Annotated in this window: 13 protein-coding genes; 6 read left to right on the forward strand and 7 right to left on the reverse strand. The window is 55.4% G+C overall.

Features of this window, described 5'->3' with window-relative positions; all coding sequences use genetic code 11:
- Both Dpoa2040_RS12035 and Dpoa2040_RS12040 read right to left on the reverse strand, forming a co-directional pair.
- Entirely contained in the window at positions 1–3,759 is a 3,759-nt protein-coding gene (locus tag Dpoa2040_RS12035; RefSeq protein WP_168641392.1) for a translocation/assembly module TamB domain-containing protein, read from the reverse strand.
- Complete coding sequence (locus Dpoa2040_RS12040) at positions 3,756–5,489, reverse strand: autotransporter assembly complex family protein (protein WP_227983183.1); 1,734 nt, start codon at positions 5,487–5,489, stop codon at positions 3,756–3,758. Before Dpoa2040_RS12040 ends, Dpoa2040_RS12035 begins: the two co-directional genes overlap by 4 nt.
- A gap of 414 nt (positions 5,490–5,903) precedes the next feature.
- Here Dpoa2040_RS12040 and msrA point away from each other — a divergent pair, with 414 nt between their 5' ends.
- Positions 5,904–6,539 carry a peptide-methionine (S)-S-oxide reductase MsrA gene (msrA, locus tag Dpoa2040_RS12045; RefSeq protein WP_042874057.1) on the forward strand — a complete coding sequence of 212 codons (636 nt, stop codon included), beginning with the start codon at positions 5,904–5,906 and terminating at the stop codon, positions 6,537–6,539.
- A gap of 159 nt (positions 6,540–6,698) precedes the next feature.
- A complete protein-coding gene (locus tag Dpoa2040_RS12050; protein WP_168641393.1) occupies positions 6,699–8,015 on the forward strand; it encodes a hemolysin family protein in 1,317 nt (438 codons plus the stop codon).
- Between the two features lie 74 nt (positions 8,016–8,089).
- Here Dpoa2040_RS12050 and Dpoa2040_RS12055 read toward each other — a convergent pair whose 3' ends face one another.
- Together Dpoa2040_RS12055 and cysQ are read right to left on the reverse strand one after the other, a co-directional pair.
- Entirely contained in the window at positions 8,090–8,296 is a 207-nt protein-coding gene (locus Dpoa2040_RS12055; RefSeq protein ID WP_042872568.1) for a DUF1107 domain-containing protein, read from the reverse strand.
- A 458-nt stretch (positions 8,297–8,754) separates the two neighbouring features.
- Positions 8,755–9,495, reverse strand: coding sequence for a 3'(2'),5'-bisphosphate nucleotidase CysQ (gene cysQ / locus Dpoa2040_RS12060; protein WP_042872571.1), 741 nt, complete (start codon positions 9,493–9,495; stop codon positions 8,755–8,757).
- 200 nt (positions 9,496–9,695) lie between these two features.
- On the opposite strand from cysQ, the gene Dpoa2040_RS12065 reads away from it, so the two are divergent.
- Positions 9,696–11,642 (forward strand): bifunctional 2',3'-cyclic-nucleotide 2'-phosphodiesterase/3'-nucleotidase, encoded by a 1,947-nt coding sequence (locus Dpoa2040_RS12065; RefSeq protein WP_168641394.1) that lies wholly within the window; start codon positions 9,696–9,698, stop codon positions 11,640–11,642.
- Positions 11,643–11,706: 64 nt separating this feature from the next.
- Here the strand turns inward: Dpoa2040_RS12065 and Dpoa2040_RS12070 are convergent, their stop codons facing one another.
- Together Dpoa2040_RS12070 and fklB are read right to left on the reverse strand one after the other, a co-directional pair.
- Entirely contained in the window at positions 11,707–12,060 is a 354-nt protein-coding gene (locus Dpoa2040_RS12070) for a DUF2502 domain-containing protein (protein WP_168641395.1), read from the reverse strand.
- Between the two features lie 316 nt (positions 12,061–12,376).
- On the reverse strand, positions 12,377–12,997 hold the full coding sequence (fklB, locus tag Dpoa2040_RS12075) for an FKBP-type peptidyl-prolyl cis-trans isomerase (protein ID WP_042872577.1): 621 nt from the start codon (positions 12,995–12,997) through the stop codon (positions 12,377–12,379).
- 268 nt (positions 12,998–13,265) lie between these two features.
- On the opposite strand from fklB, the gene Dpoa2040_RS12080 reads away from it, so the two are divergent.
- Positions 13,266–13,973 carry an OapA family protein gene (locus tag Dpoa2040_RS12080; RefSeq protein ID WP_168641396.1) on the forward strand — a complete coding sequence of 236 codons (708 nt, stop codon included), beginning with the start codon at positions 13,266–13,268 and terminating at the stop codon, positions 13,971–13,973.
- Here the strand turns inward: Dpoa2040_RS12080 and Dpoa2040_RS12085 are convergent.
- Positions 13,957–14,328, reverse strand: a complete 372-nt coding sequence (locus tag Dpoa2040_RS12085; protein WP_168641397.1) for a DUF488 domain-containing protein — start codon at positions 14,326–14,328, stop codon at positions 13,957–13,959. The genes Dpoa2040_RS12080 and Dpoa2040_RS12085 overlap by 17 nt on opposite strands.
- 231 nt (positions 14,329–14,559) lie before the next feature.
- Here Dpoa2040_RS12085 and Dpoa2040_RS12090 point away from each other — a divergent pair, with 231 nt between their 5' ends.
- Positions 14,560–15,495: a dihydrodipicolinate synthase family protein gene (locus Dpoa2040_RS12090; RefSeq protein WP_042872582.1), complete on the forward strand. Its 936-nt coding sequence runs from the start codon at positions 14,560–14,562 to the stop codon at positions 15,493–15,495.
- 345 nt (positions 15,496–15,840) lie between these two features.
- Entirely contained in the window at positions 15,841–16,887 is a 1,047-nt protein-coding gene (locus Dpoa2040_RS12095) for a LacI family DNA-binding transcriptional regulator (protein WP_042872583.1), read from the forward strand.
- The last annotated feature ends 12 nt before the right edge of the window (positions 16,888–16,899 follow it).

A 16,899-nucleotide genomic window follows, 5' to 3' on the forward strand; every position in this document is an offset into this window, starting at 1 on the left:
CTAAAACTCAAACTGATAGAGCACATCCAGCGCCTGATTTACACCAGACACCGCCTCCAGATATAGCTTCGGCATTAAGCGGTAACGTAAGGTTAACGTTGCCAATGAATCGAACAGGCCGACACCATATTTAACCTGCAGGCCTGGCAGGACGTAACCACTGACAACAACCTGCGATTTGTCGCCAACTCCCTGTGTATCCAGAGCTAAATTGCTTACGCCAAAGGCCTCGCCAATTTTACCCACAACTTGACCACTTTGTGCAACCCCTAAACCAATCAGAGCCGATGTCATCATCGAACTATCCGTTCCTCTGCTATTTAGCCCCTGGCCACGCAACAGATAAGATAACGCTTCCTGCTGAGATAAGGCCGGTTCGGAGAACACCTCAAGCTTAGGCGTGGTGGCGCTACCGGTTATCCGCACACCGGCGATGACGCCATCTGCGGTATTGTCCGGATTCCGAATCGCTTCAATATCCAGTAGCGGCAACGTCGGCGGACCGGAGAACAGCAGTTGCCCCTTACGCACTTGCAGATCCTGTCCGTACGCCTTAAAACGTCCTTCCGGCATCGAAATCTGGCCGTTCAACCCAAGCCCTTGTTTATCCTGCGTGACGTTCAGATCACCGCGCAAACGGGCGTTCAGACCATAGGCATTGAGCCAGACATCATCGCCCACCCGCACGATCAGGTTGCTGACGATGGGAATCGTGCTGGCAGTAGTCGATACCGGCTGACGCCGTGCATCCAGAATGACCTCATCCGGTGACACATCCACTGCGCTGGCTGGCATTTCATGCACCACGATCCGCGCCCAGGGAACGGTCACGGTGCCGTTAAGCGTCAGTAACTGCGGCGTCGCCTCAAACACGATATCCGGCGACACATCCAGCCGCGCCATCGGCGGCACCGTCACCCGCATACGATCACCGTTGACGGCAACCCGTGCACGCCAGGCCTCAGGCACCGACCAGTCGGCGTTCCCCGCCAGATTGAGCTGCCCCTTCGTGGTACGAAACACCCCCTGCAAGGTAGATGACATACCGTTGAACGATAGCGCCAGCCGCCCACTGGTCAGGTCCACCGGTAGCCCGTTACCATCCACATCAAGGTTATCCAGCGTCAGTTGCCCGAACACCTGCGGGCGTTGCAGATCGCCCCCCAGCCGTAGATCGGCATTCGCAGTCCCGGCAGCTTTCTCGTTCTGGCGCAGAATTGGCCGCAGCAGGTCGAGCGACAAGGCGCTTAGCGTCACCGTACCACTCAGGTTACGGCGTCGTTGCGGGTCGGTAATTTGCACATCGCCGCGAAAACGGCCATTCCCCTGAATCCCTATCAGCCATGTCAACCACGCCTGACCTTGCTGCAACCCGGCGTCCAGCGTCAGGGTATCAAAAGCCACCGGCAGCGTACCGCCCTGTACCTGTTGACGGATGGTCACGCCATTGCCGGTCAGCGTGACACGGGCTTGTGGCAAACCGCTGTTTGCCTGCCAGTTGACCTGTGCGTTGCCGGTAATCGAACCACTGACCGCCGTCTGCTGGCCGATAAAAGGTTTCAGCATCGCCAGATTGAGCCGGTTTAGATTGACGCTCGCTTTGCCGCTACTTCCCGCCTCAATCGGTTGCGGTACGCACAGCTCAGCATCGGGGTTACGCCAGCAATGTGCGCCTATCGTCGCTTTCTGTGCCGCGACCTGGTAAACCAGCGACATTGCTGGCGCCAGCCGCCACTCACCGACCGGGGTATCAAACCGGGTATCGCTAAGCTCTCCCTGCCAGCGCTGCTGCCCGCGGTCAAAATGGCCGCTCAACAACAGCTGGCCGCCCACTGGCTCGCCGCTCATGGTCACACGTAACTGGTGCTGATTTTCATCGCCGGTCGCACGCATAGTGAGCGATGCCAGATGCAGTTTCCCCTGTGTTAATTGCTGCACCTGCAATGTCAGCGTGCCGTGCACCTGCGTATCTACCTGCACATCGCTATTGAGTGTCAGTTTGCCAAGGTTCAGTTCCTGCCAGCGCAACGCCGTGGCGTTCATTTCCGCCTGCAGTTGCGGTGTCTCTCGTTTACCCTCCAGCCGCAGTTTCCCCATCACCTGCCCGCCCAGACCGGGCAAAATCCCATTCAGGGATGGCGCATTGATATCACCGTTCAGCCGCCACTGATCTTTCAATTCACCCTGTAACGTCAGTTGGTTACGCCCTAACACCAGCGTAACGCCCGGAATGGACCACTGGCCGATGGCGTTACCGCTCAACGCCCCTTTCGCCACCAATTTGCTCTGCCGTATTTGTCCGTCCAGCGCCAGTTGGGGTACATCCAGTTGCCATGACGCTCCCGCCAGCGTGCCGCGCGTGGTCAACGTCCCCTCCAGCCGCACCGGCCATTGCGGCCACTGCTGTGCGGTATTGATGCCTTTCAGGGTCAGGTTACTGTTCCAACTGATCGCATCGCGCCAGTCCAGTTGGCCGGTGATATCCGCCGTGCCTTGCAAAGCAGACAGCTGCAATCGCGCCAGCGAGAATTGCTGCTCATTGCCGCGGCCTTCCAGCATCAACGTACCGGGCGGTAACGCGCTGCCGCGAATATCGCCCTGTAACAACAGCGAATAATCTATAGCTTTACCGCCGATATTCAGTCGCACATCGTTGAACTGATACTGGGCATCGCCGGTCAGCGGCCAATGCAACTGCGGGCTGCGCAAGCTTATGTTAAGCGGCAAGCCCGGCTCGGCCAGCGCGGTCTGAATATCTATCTGTGCCCGCTGTGGGCCGGACAGATTCACCGCCAACCGTAACTGCTGGCGCAAGCCGCCTTCCGCTGTCAGTCGCACGCGTTCGCCCTTGAGCAAATCACTGTTCACGATGCCGTTAACGTTAAGCGTCACCGGCCAGTCGCCCGACAGGACCGCGTTGCCATGGGCATACAGCGCACCCAGCGGTGATTGCACCGTGAGTTGTTGCAGCGTTAACGTCTGCTGCCGGGTGGTAGCTTGCAACTGAAAACGGGAAACGGTTACCGGCTGAGTGCCCTGAACCATCACCCAAGACTCGCCGCGTAAATCGGCAATGGTGAGATCCAGCGGCAAGGTAAACTCAGGCATCGCTGGCAACAGCGGTGCAGCAAACAGGGCGCGCAACATTTCGCCCAACGGTTGAGGCTTGTCAGTCTCAGCAGGCGGAGCAGGTAGCGTTTTCGTTGCGGCGGGCAACGCCACGGTAAGACCCGACACCAACGTCGGCAACAGCGTCAGTGACCGTCCTTGCCAGTTCAGGCCGGCTTGCAGCAATGACAACGACACCCCGGCACCATCGACCATGATGCGGCTATCGTTCAGATTGATATGACGCAACGCCACCGCCACGGGCGCGCGGATCTCAGTCACCGGCGCGGCTTGTGTTGCCGCTTCAGGTTGGGCTGGCGGCAGTTCATGAGTCGAGATCGCAACCGACAGCCCCTGCAACGACAGATCGTCAATACATAGCTGACTGTGCCACAGGCAATCCGGCGCCAGCGCCAGATGCAGACGGTCCGCCTGCACGGTGACGCCGGGCATCTGATAGCGTATTGTTTTCAGCGTTAAATTCCGCCAGCCGCCGTCAACCGCCCCTAATTCCAGCCCCGGCACCCAACGCACTGCGGCACTGAGCAACAGATGTAGCCCCGGTGTCGTCGTCACCAGCAACACCGCCGCCAACAACAGCGCCAGCGCACCAGTCATCAGACCCATTCCGGCTTTTTTCATCCTGCTCATAACTCCGGCCCCAGCCCGATATAAAACTGCACGTCGTGTTTGTCGTTATCGCCAATTGGCCGGGCGATATCCAGCTTGATCGGTCCTACCGGCGACGCCCAACGTACGCCGACGCCAGCGCCGGTCTTCAGGTTGGTACGCACCAGATCGTTGACGGCTTCGCCGCTATCGACAAACACCGCCCCCCACCACTTTCCGGTGACGTTGTACTGGTATTCCAGCGAACCGGTCGCCAGTTTTGACGCGCCGGTGAGTTTGCCGTCGCTGTCGCGTGGAGAAATGGATTTGTACTTATAGCCGCGGATGCTGCGATCGCCCCCGGCAAAGAAGCGCAACGACGGGGGGACACGGGAGAAGCTGCCGGTTTCGATCCAGCCCAGATTGGCGCGCGCCACGAAGCGGTGTTTTTCCGCCAGCGTTCGAATCCAGACGTTCTGCGCCTGAAACACCGAAAAATCAATATCCGAACCCCACAGGGTATTGGAAACATCCACCGAATAACGCTGGGTGTCGCCCCAGTCAGGCATCAACCCGCCTCGTTGCCGGGTACGGTTGAAACTAAGACCGGGATAAATCAGCATGGTGGTATGGGTAACATTAGCCTGGGTAAAGTGATCCATCGTCCAGTGCAGGTTAATGGCACGCTGCCAGCCGCTGGACAACTCCCAGTAACGCGCCAGATTAAACGACGCCGAATCAGACTGGGTATCATTGAGATCTTCGCGTTTGAAGCCCCCCTGCACCAAATAGTATTGCTCCAGCGGACTTTTCAGCAGCGGAATTTTGTAGCTGAGATCCAATTGCTGCTCCGGTGCAGACAGGCTCAAGCTACTTTCCATGCTATGACCGTACGTATTGACCCAGGGTCTTTTCCAGGTGGCTTTTAGCCGTGGCCCAACATCAGTAGCGTAACCGACCCCGGTTTCTATACTGTTGCGGGTGCGCGGTGTCAGTAGCGCCTCCAACGGCAGGACTTTACTGCTACGACCTTGAGCGAAATCAGGCGACACGACTGCCGAGTTGAACCAGCCGGTGGCGGACAAACGCCGGTTAAACTCCCCCAATTGCTCTGCCGTGTATACGTCGCCCTCCTGAAACGGCACCAAATGCTGCAAATAAGCCGACTGGATTTGGGACCCACGAAAGTTAACCTTGCCGAAGCGGTAACGTGTGCCGCTGTCGTAATCAATGTTCCACCATGCCTGATGCGTAGATGGCATCACGTCCAGCTGGCTTTTGTTGAAGTGACTGTCGAAATAGCCTTTGCGCATCGACAACGTATTGAGTTCGCTTTTGAAATCATCGTAAGCGCCATGATTCAGGCGGCTGCCCACCACGGGCCGGCGCTGTTGCACCAGCTTTTGATAATCAGCATCTTGCTCAGCCCCACCGCGAATGGCGATGCTGGAACCGGCAATGTTCACCGGCTCCCCTGGCGTGACGGTCACCTTTAGTACCGGCCTGCCACGCCCCTGCGCGGGAATAAACGCAAAACGGATCTCCGGATCGTAGTAACCCAGCGCCCGCAGACCTTTGCGAATGGCGTCATCAACCCGTGAGCGAAACCGGCCATCGGCGTTGACTTCATCCGGAGTGATAGTCGAAAGACGGGCACGGACATTCTTCTGCAACTCGCCTTCCAGCCCAAGCAGTTGCAGACGCACGTTCGAGGCGGCCAGCGCCGACGACGCCAGCAGCAGGCCCCCCGCGCCTACCCCCCGGCAGAGCACAGTGCCAGCGCAGAAAAATGTGTTTTTTATCCTGATAAAAAGAGTCACTTAACGTCCCGATAGTGTCAGCATAATCGACGTATTTTCTGATAAACCACAGACAGGTATACCTGCAACGGTGCTATTCACTATGAATGTTAACGAGTTAACGATAGAGGTTAACGCGTTAACTATAGATAGTGGTTGCCATACCGACAATGCTATCACTCCCCACAACCAGCCCTCGCGCATAATGGCATCGCCCCGGTCAGTTGATGGATTTCCCCGCTACAAGCACGTGTGATTGCCCAATCGCATCCTGTATCAACACCGTTGTCATATTGCTGTGCTATTCCGCCATAAAGACAGAGCGCATTAACTCGGTTATGCTCTGAAAATGACGAATTACCGGGTGATAATCAGGAGCCAAACGTGATAGCGAATTTTGACAAGACGCAGCTAATCGGCCAGTCAGATGCCTTGCCGGGACGCACAACGCCGATGCCGGTCGCCCGCCTGCACGCGGTAAACCAGCACTCCATGACCCATGTGCCGGACCACATGGAGGTAGCGCTCTTCGCCATGGGTTGTTTCTGGGGCGTGGAACGTCTGTTTTGGCAACAACCCGGCGTATACAGCACCGCCTCCGGATATTGCGGTGGCTACACCCCTAACCCCACGTATCGGGAAGTCTGTAGCGGCAAGACCGGCCATGCGGAAGCGGTACGGGTGGTGTTTGACCCTGCGGTGATAAGTTACGCCCGGTTATTGCAGTTGTTCTGGGAGAACCATAACCCGGCACAAGGTATGCGACAGGGCAACGACATCGGTACGCAATACCGTTCTGCTATCTATGTAACACCAGAGCAGGAAAGCGCCGCGAAAGCCAGTTACCAGCGTTACCAACAGGCCATGCGCGAGGCAGGTGATAACCGCAGCATCACCACGGAAATTCAGCCTGTCGGGCCGTTTTATTACGCCGAAGACGAACACCAGCAATACCTGCACAAAAACCCGCATGGCTATTGCGGGCTGGGCGGTATCGGCGTTTGTCTGCCGCCACAGGGCTGAGGCTGGCAGCAGTTTGATCGCGCCTGCTATACTGTGCAGCCACAGGACCGGTTTCCGGTCCTTTTTGCGGCGCAGCCGCGCCCATATGCGGTGCCACAGCACCCATAATGTCATTCCCTTTCAGAGGTTCGCCGTCCGCGACGACTTGGCGAAAAAACTATGTTAAACAGTCTGTTAATTATTTTATGTCTTATCGCCATCAGTGCGTTTTTCTCGCTGTCTGAAATTTCTCTGGCCGCTTCACGCAAGATAAAATTGAAACTGATGGCCGACGAGGGAGACCTGAACGCCGCGTTGGTGCTGAAATTTCAGGAAACGCCAGGCATCTTCTTCACCGTAATCCAGATAGGTCTCAACGCCGTCGCCATTCTGGCCGGTATCATCGGCGATGCGGCGTTCTCACCCTACTTCGAAATGCTGTTTGCCAGCTTTTTGCCACAGGACATGATCGTCCGCGCCAGTTTTATCTGCTCATTTGTGCTGGTTACCAGCCTGTTTATCCTGTTTGGCGACCTGACGCCGAAGCGCATTGGTATGATTGCCCCGGAAGCGATTGCCGTTCGGATCATCAACCCCATGCGCTTCTGCCTGCTGGTGTTCCGCCCGCTGGTGTGGTTATTCAATGGTCTGGCAAACCTGATTTTTCGGCTGTTTAAATTGCCGATGGTGCGCAAAGAAGACATTACCCCCGACGACATCTATGCGGTGGTGGAAGCCGGAGCATTGGCCGGCGTGCTGCGCAAACAAGAGCATGAGCTGATCGAAAACGTGTTCGAGCTGGAGTCGCGCACCGTACCATCTTCCATGACGTCGCGCGAAAGCGTGGTCTATTTCGACCTGCATGAAGATGAAACGCAGATCAAAGAGAAAATCGCACACCAGCCGCACTCCAAGTTTCTGGTGTGTAATGGCACCATCGACCAGATTGTCGGTTACGTGGATTCCAAAGATTTGCTAAACCGGGTGCTGGGCAACCAGAGTCTGGAACTAACCAGCGGCGTCCAGATTCGTCCGGCGCTGATCGTGCCGGATACCCTGACGCTGTCAGAAGCGCTGGAAAGCTTCAAAACCGCGGGTGAAGATTTTGCCGTCATTCTCAATGAGTACGCACTGGTGGTGGGGATCATCACCCTCAACGACGTGATGACCACGCTGATGGGCGATCTGGTTGGTCAGGGGCTGGAAGAGCAGATTGTCGCCCGTGACGAGAACTCCTGGCTTATCGAGGGCGGCACGCCGATAGACGATGTGATGCGCGCACTCAGCATTGACGAGTTTCCGCATTCCGACAACTATGAAACCATCGGCGGGTTTATGATGTACACGCTGCGCAAGATCCCCAAACGTACCGATTTTGTTCGCTACGCCGGGTATAAATTCGAAGTGGTGGATATCGACAGCTACAAAATTGACCAGTTGCTGGTCACTCGATTGGAAGAAAAAGGGATGGTCAACGCCGAAACGCCTGCGGCATAAGCCAGTTCAGAATTGAACGCCTCAAGTAACAACGGCCCGTAGTGGGCCGTTTTCCTGTCGCAGGGGCGGTTCCATCAACCCAGATCAGCCTGCAACTTCAGTACCTGACGGTTGACTTCGGACATCACCACCAGATGTTGTTTATCCTGTGTTTTGGGCAACAGGATACGCCCCTGATCAAACTCAAAAGCGCCAATACCCTTAATGTAAAGTCTTCCCCGAAACAGGATTTTCACATACTTGGCCACTTTTAGGGGATTGTACCGCTCGAAGATCCTCATCGTCTTCCTCTCCTCCCGTTTTTTCCGCCGCACCTCCCCAACCCTAATGAGAGCCGGATGACACTCAGCGCAGCAATCACGTACAACTGATTAGTGCTCTTATTCTGCAGTTAGTTCCCGCGATGACAGAATTATTTACGGCAATTACATAATTTTACAGAACAGACTAATGCCATAATTTTTAAATCAGTATAAACCTTCAAGTTATTGCCGTATGTGCGATATGCCGCAAACTCGAACATGCCATGGCGAACGCATTAAAGGCCGCCAATCTAGCGTGAGAATGTGACCAAAAAACGACAGTTCATCGTAAGTCGTGTTAAAGATGAAGGCATGGAGGGAGGAATAACGGCAGGCGACCCGCCTGCCGTCGATAACATCAGGAAAAGTCTGGCCGACGCATCACGACCAGCAGAGCGATATATCAGAACATAAACATCTACATCAGAACATACACATCAGAATAGCGACACGCGGAACCCCGGATTCAGGAAAGATTCACGCGGCAAATAGGAGAGCGTGCGCCCGCACCAGTCATGCACCTGTGCGCCAGCAGCCAGCGCCACCGCGTGTCCGGCGGCGGTGTCCCAGATATTGGTCGGCCCGAACCGCGGATAGAGCTGCGCTTTACCTTCCGCCACCAGACAGAATTTCAGCGACGAACCGACGGATACGGTCTGGTGTTCCCCCAACTGGCGCAGATAATCATCCAGCTCTGCATCAGCGTGGGATCGGCTCACGACCACCAGCGGTGGCCTGGCATCTTTGACCCGAATGGGGCGACGCGTCCCTTTCTCTTCCTTCCAGGCTTTGCCGTCCGCCGCCGCGTACATCACGCCGGTTACCGGCACGTATACCACCCCCAGCACCGGCTGGCCGTTATCAATCAACGCGATATTAACGGTAAATTCGCCGTTGCGATTAAGAAATTCTTTCGTGCCATCCAGCGGATCTACCAGCCAGTAACGCTGCCAGTGCTGACGTTCGGACCACGCCTGCGGATCTTCTTCTGATAACATCGGAATATCGGGAGATAGTTCAGCCAGCCCACGCGCAATTACCCGGTGTGCCGCCAGGTCAGCCGCTGTTACCGGCGAGTCATCTTTTTTATGCGCCACATTCAAGGGTTGTTGACCGTTATATACCTGCATGATGGCATCGCCTGCCTCACGCGCCAGTTGGCAGATCTGCTCTAACATCGTTTCACCTCGTTATACTCACAGGCCCTTTTTATCTCTATACCCGGAATTCTATGCCATGCTTCACACTTCAGGCTGATATTTAACACGATATTCATCAAAATCTGCGATATACATTCTGGCCCCGTCGCCAGTCAACGCACGACTACCTGACTGTGCAGGCGTCGTCATGCCAATACCTCGTCACAGGAGCGACTTTTATGAAGCATAAGCTGGTGCTGAGCCTGCTTGCGATGGCTATCACTACCGCTACCCAGGCAGCCACCGTCGATTTACGGGTGCTGGAAACTACCGATCTCCACAGCAATATGATGGACTACGATTACTATAAAGACAGTCCAACGGATAAATTCGGACTGGTCCGTACCGCCAGCCTGATTCAGGCCGCCCGTGGGCAGGTCATCAACAGCGTACTGGTGGACAACGGCGACATTATTCAGGGCAGCCCACTGGGCGACTACATGGCGGCCAAAGGGTTGCATAAGGGCGATGTGCACCCGGTCTACCTGGCGATGAACACGCTGGATTATTCGGTCGGCAATATCGGCAACCACGAATTCAACTATGGGCTGGATTACCTGCATAATGCGTTGTCTGGTGCCCATTTCCCTTACATCAACGCCAATGTGCTGGACGCCAAAACCGGTAAGCCGCTGTTTACGCCGTACCTGATCGAAAAGAAAATCGTGAAAGACCGGGATGGCGCATCCCACGAACTGCGCATCGGTTATATCGGTTTCGTGCCGCCGCAAATCATGGTGTGGGATAAAGCTAACCTGAGCGGTAAAGTCACCGTGGCGGATATCACCGAAACCGCAAAAAAATGGGTGCCAGAGCTGCGAAAACAAGGGGCGGATATGGTGATTGCCATTGCGCATTCCGGCCTGTCGGCAGAGCCATACAAAGCGATGGCGGAAAACTCGGTCTACTACTTAAGCCAGATCCCCGGCATTAATGCCATTATGTTCGGCCATGCCCACGCGGTGTTCCCAGGCAAGGATTTCGCCAGCATCCACGGCGCCGATATCGCCAAAGGCACGCTGAACGGCATTCCCGCCGTCATGCCCGGCCAGTGGGGTGATCACCTTGGGGTCGTCGATCTGGTACTGAATAACGACAGCGGCCAGTGGAAAGTCACTGAAGGTAAAGCAGAAGCCCGCCCGATCTTCGACAAAGCCCAGAAGAAATCACTGGCGGCGGAAGATGCGCAACTGGTTAACGTACTGGCGGACGCCCATCAGAAAACCCGTGAATTTGTCAGCCAGCCTATCGGTAAATCTTCTGACAACATGTACAGCTACCTGTCGCTGATTCAGGACGACCCAACAGTCCAGATAGTCAATAATGCGCAGAAAGCTTACGTCGAGCACTTTATTCAGGGCGACCCGGATTTGGCGGAACTTCCGGTGCTCTCTGCCGCCGCGCCATTCAAGGCGGGTGGTCGCAAGAATGACCCGGCGAGTTACGTGGAAGTGGAGAAAGGCCAGTTGACCTTCCGTAACGCCGCCGATCTTTACCTCTACCCCAACACGCTGGTGGTGGTGAAAGTTAAGGGCGAACAAGTGCGGGAATGGCTGGAATGCTCCGCCGGTCAGTTCAACCAGATTGACGTGCAAAAACGCGAACCACAATCGCTTATTAACTGGGACGGCTTTCGTACCTACAACTTTGACGTTATCGACGGCGTAAACTATCAGATAGATGTCACTCAGCCCGCCCGCTATGACGGCGAGTGTCAGTTGATCAACAGTCATGCGCATCGCATTAAGGATCTGACCTTTAAAGGCAAACCTATCGATCCGCAGGCTACGTTCCTTGTCGCCACTAATAACTACCGTGCCTACGGTGAGAAATTTGCCGGCACCGGTGAAAAACAGGTCGCGTTCGCGTCACCGGATGAAAACCGCGCAGTACTGGCCGCCTATATCAGTTCTGAAACCCAAAAAGCCGGCGAGGTCACCCCATCAGCAGACAACAACTGGCGTCTGGCGAAGATTGTCAGCGATATTCCGCTGGATATCCGGGTGGAAACCTCACCGTCGCCAAAGGCGGCAACCTTCATCAAGGAAAAATCGCAGTACCCGATGACACAGGTGGGTAACGACGATATCGGATTCGCCGTATACCGTCTGGATCTGCAAAAATAATCCCCTCACCAAACCGCGCTTGTCCGGCGCGGTTTTTTATTTTAGGTTCGCTATCAATCACGGTTTACCAGCGCGGGCCGTCGCCGTGGTGGTGAGGTCCCCACCCCCATCCCCGACCATAACCGCGTGGCTCAGCAGGAAGGACATAAACCGGCTGTGGTTCAACCACCACAACACGTGGCGGGGGTGGCGGTGCATAGTCGTAGTAATAAACCTGGCGGACATGATGGGGCCGACGATACCAGCTGTCTGGATCACACCATCGATTGCCGTCCCAGTAATAGCCACGAGCATCACGATCACCAATGTGGAGATACACACCCGGCAGCGCCAAACTCAGGCTATTAGCCTGTGCAGCAGGCATCGCCGACAGCAGCACGCCCGTCATGATGGCACCCAATAAAAGTGGCTTAATCATTTTGTTAACCTCTGATTCACCGCAATGCGGCGGATGACTCACTTATACGGCGCGCCACCCTCAAATCGCCATCAGAAAATGGCTAAATATTAATAACTTCAGGAAAGCAATTCGGGTTTTAGCACCGTTGGCGAAATTCAGTCTAACGAGACAATCGTCAGCCTACATTTACAAGGTGTATCGAACCGTTACACAACACAAGATTCGCCTGCCAACATGGGTGAATAGCTGATGAAAAACCATGGAGCTGGCGCGACCCGCGCCTGAAAACTCAGAGGAAAACATGCCGGGTCACGAGTGAACCCGGCGGAGAAACTTACAGAATTTCCAGCAGTTCCACTTCAAAAATCAGCGTGCTGAACGGCGGGATAGACGCGCCTGCGCCACGTTCGCCATACGCCAGATTCTGAGGAATATAGAGTTCCCACGTTGAACCGACCGGCATCAACGTCAGTGCTTCGATCCAGCCGGGAATAACGCCGCTGACCGGGAATTCCGCCGGCTGACCGCGTTGTACCGAGCTGTCGAACACGGTACCGTCAATCAAACGACCAGTATAGTGAACCCGAACCCGATCCTGTCGTGCCGGAATCGCGCCTTCACCTTGCGTCAGAACACGGAACTGCAGGCCGGATTCGGTGCTGTTGACACCCTCTTTAGCGGCGTTAGCCTCCAGAAAACGCAGCCCTTCAGCCGCCTGCTCACGCTGACGCTCACGACGCACAGCATCTGCCCGCTCATGAACTTCGCGCAACGCGCGATGTACCACATCAACCGGCACCGCAGGCGCTTTTCCTTCCAGTGCATCGCACAGACCTGCCAGCAACGCATCAGGAATCAACCCTTGCAGACCGGACTCCTGCAGTTGTTGACCAATCTGCAGGCCAATACCGTAGCTTGCCTGTGCTTCGACGCTGTCATAAGAAGGCGTAGTCATGAATGTTCCTTTTAATCTGTAAAATAAGAAATCAATGAAAAGAAGAAATCTGTGAAATAAGAAATCTGTAAAAGTGACAAAGCGCAGCATAACAGCGAGTCGATTGGGGGTAAAACAATCTGTCGCAATCTCACAACCTTATCGATTCAAAACGCTTACGTTTACAGCGCTGACGCCGAATGACGATGGCCTTAACTGGTTATCTGTCGTCAATTGCCGATATAATTAGGTTGTTTTCACCTTTAATACGGTTCTAAGAGAGGTCACCATGGGCAGAATCGCGCCCAGGAGAAAGCAATCCACCTGGAATCCCCCGACGCAGTGGCAGTCCTGCATGAACTGGTTAGCCCAGTGGCGCCAACGTAAGGAGAGTCCCGGTGAGCCGGAAGAACGCATAGACGAGGCACAAACGCTTACCACGGCCACAGCATTGCGCCACCTGGGTCGCTGCGGACAATCATCCTGGCTACGCCTGTGGCATCTGCCGGATGATTTCAGTTGGATGGAACCACTGCCCTATTTTCACCGTCGTTGCATTCTGCTCTTGCTATGTATGCTGTTGCTGGTGCTGCTGTGGCCGGTTTCGCCACCAGCGTCCACGCCGTCCCGTCAGGTAGAGGTACCACTCAGCTCACAGACCGCGCCGATACAGGCGCAACTGGTGGACCCTCCGGCCACCGCCAGCCAGACGCCGCCCCCGGCGACGTCTGGCATCCACTGGCAATCCTATCAGATCGCCCCCGGCCAGACGTTGGCCCAGCTATTTCGAGACAACAATCTTCCCGTCAACGATGTCTTCGCCATGGCGCAGGTAGAGGGGCAAAGCAAGCCGCTTAGCAATCTGCGGGCCGGGCAGAAAGTTCAGTTGCAGCTTAATATGCAAGGCATGGTGAGCCAGCTTGAAATCGATACCCCGGATGGCCAGCAGGTACAATTCTCCCGTCAGCAAGACGGCTCTTTTATCCGCGTTCGCTAAGCGTTACCTGTTCTATCAGAAAATCACGCAAGACTATCGCATGATTCCGCTCCCTATCACGGCTGCCATACAGCAGGGTGATAGATTGCCCCTGACGCAGTAACGCCACCAACGGCTGCCACGCCGTGTGCTGACGCAACTGCGCACGGTACATCCCAACAAAGGTTTCCCATTGCAGCGAATTGGCGTGAAACCAGCGCCGCAATTCATGATCCGGCGCCACCGCTTTAAGCCAGATGACGCCGGTCAGGCGGCTTTTAGCGACACCGCGCGGCCATAGCCGGTCAACCAGAAAAACCGCATTTTCAACAGGCGGTTGTACGTCATAGACGCGCATTAATCGTATCAGTGCCATTATGCCTTCCTCCTTGCTTATCCACCCTTTGAGCATACTCGCTGCACGGCGCCGCGTCGCCGCCACCGTCCCGTCCACACACGGGGACATGTTGCTGAATAGATCCCAGATCTAATCTCTCGCAAATAATCCTTGACAGGATCTGCTGGTTTGGTAAAAACTGCAAACGTTCCCGCAAACGTTTCATTTGCGATGTACTTGAAAGTACCCTACAGAAAAAAAGAGGACATTATGAAAGACATCAATATCGATTTACGTGGCCTGAACCCAGCACCGATCACACCTTTCACCCGCGACGGGGCGGTGGATTACGCAGCTTGTAAAAAACTGGGAAGTTGGCTGGCAAGCATTGACGGCGTGAAAAGCCTGACCGTGCTGGGCCACGCCGGGGAAGGTACCTTCCTGTCGCAAGACGAGCAGATGAAAGTCATTGAAGCCTTTGCCGAAGCAGTGAACGGCGCTATCCCGATTATCGCAGGCATTACCCTGGAAGGAACCGCAGTAGCGGCGGAAGAAGCCAAACGTGCCGTCAAAGCGGGTGCGTCTGCTGGGTTGCTGTACCCTTCCCACGGTTGGCTGCGTTTCGGTTATCAGAAAGGTGCGCCACAGGACAAATATCGCCATGTGTATGAGGAAAGCGGTCTGCCGCTTATCCTGTTCCAGTATCCAGATGCGACCAAATGTACCTACAACCTGGAGACAATGCTGGATATCGCAGCGCAGCCCGGCGTCTTTGCGATGAAGAACGGGGTGAGAAACATGCGCCGCTGGGATACTGAAATTCCGGTCATTCGCCGCGAACGCCCTGATTTGCAAATCCTGAGTTGCCATGACGAATACCTGCTGTCAACGGTATTTGATGTGGATGGCTTCCTGGTCGGTTATGGCAATATTGCGCCGGAGCTGCTGGTGGAAATGATTAAAGCAGGCAAAGCGAAAGACTACGCCGCTGCACGCGCTATCCATGACCGCCTGCTGCCAGTCACGAAGAGCGTGTACCATCGCGGCTCGCATATGGAAGGGACAGTGGCGCTGAAACATGCGCTGGTAGCACGGGGCATTCTGGATCACGCAACGGTACGCTCACCGTTGATGCCGCTCGAAGCGGGCGCAGCAGAGGAAATCATGGCCGCTATCCGCGCGGCTGAGCTACCTCGCGTTGGCTGATGCTCTCCATCACCATGTGGATGCCCGCCGCTACCCGGTGTGGGCATCCACATATTCTGACACAATGAGGGCAACCCGCTTTCGTGACGCCGTATTTCACTTCGCACACAGTCCCTGATGTCATGCATCCCTTCATCCAGCGCGTCTCTCATCCAGTGAATTTCATAGCGCTATCTGCGGCACAATGCCAAAAATATGGCTAATTCACAGGTGCCATTACATAATAAATAGGCATTAACACAGCCGTTTCCCTGGCTGCTTACGCCATCCGCACCACGCGGATAACCCCAGACACCCGGAGTCTGATCGGGGAGACTCCCCTACTGACTTAATACTAAGGACGACATGGATTCAAACGCATTTTCGCAACCTGGTGCAAACCGGAAGTTGAGCAATAAACCGGTAACACTGCAGGACGTAGCAACAGCAGCCGGTGTGAGTGTGTCTACCGTGTCGCGCGTACTGGATGAACGTCTGCCCCCTTCGCGCAGTAAAGCCGCAGAACGGGTGCGGCAGGTGGCGCAAGAGCTGGGATACCGACGAGATATCATGGCATCCAGTCTGCGTCGTGGCGGCACAGGGACTATCGGCGTACTGGTGCCACGCTTAAGCGATATGGTCATGGCTCTGTTGTATGAAGCCATTTTTCGCGCCGCAGAACGGCACGGCTATTTCACTATCGTTGCCACCTGCGGCGATGATCCGGCCCAGGAAAAACAGGCCGTAGAATCGTTGCTTGACCGCCGTGTTGATGGCCTGATTCTGGCTACCAGCCGACTTGACGACCAATTACCCGCTGAGTTGCGTCAGCAGAATATTTCCCACGTATTGGTACTGCGCACCGACGGCATCAGTCCTTCGGCGATTGGTAATGATGAGCAAGGCGGTTATCTGGCCACCCGCCATTTGATTGATTTAGGCCATCGGGATATCGGTCTGATTGCTGGTCCTCATTTCACCTCAGGTGCGCGTGATCGCCGCCTGGGATTTCAGCGTGCTATGCAAGAAGCAGGATTGCCAATACGCCCCGAATGGATTCGTGAGTCAGGCTTTGGTATTGAATCAGGAGAAAAGGAAGGGTTGGCACTGCTCACGCCGACAAACCGCCCCAGCGCCATTTTTGCGATCAATGACGATCTGGCGATAGGCGTCATGGCTGCCGCACACCGTGTCGGCCTGGCAATTGGTCAGGATCTGTCGCTGGTAGGATATAACGATATTCCGCTGGTAGCGCGCCTGCCGGTGCCGCTTTCGTCGGTGCATGTGCCGTTGGATCATGTCGCCTCACTGGCAGTGGATCTGTTGCTTTCACCTCCACATGGCGATGCGCCCATCAGTCGGGTGATTCCCAGCCTGATCCCCCGCAGCTCCAGCACCCCTTTCAGGCGCTGACTCACTAAAAAA

This window comes from Dickeya sp. CFBP 2040 (genome assembly GCF_012273755.1).
In the GTDB taxonomy this organism is placed as follows: Bacteria; Pseudomonadota; Gammaproteobacteria; order Enterobacterales; family Enterobacteriaceae; genus Dickeya; species Dickeya poaceiphila.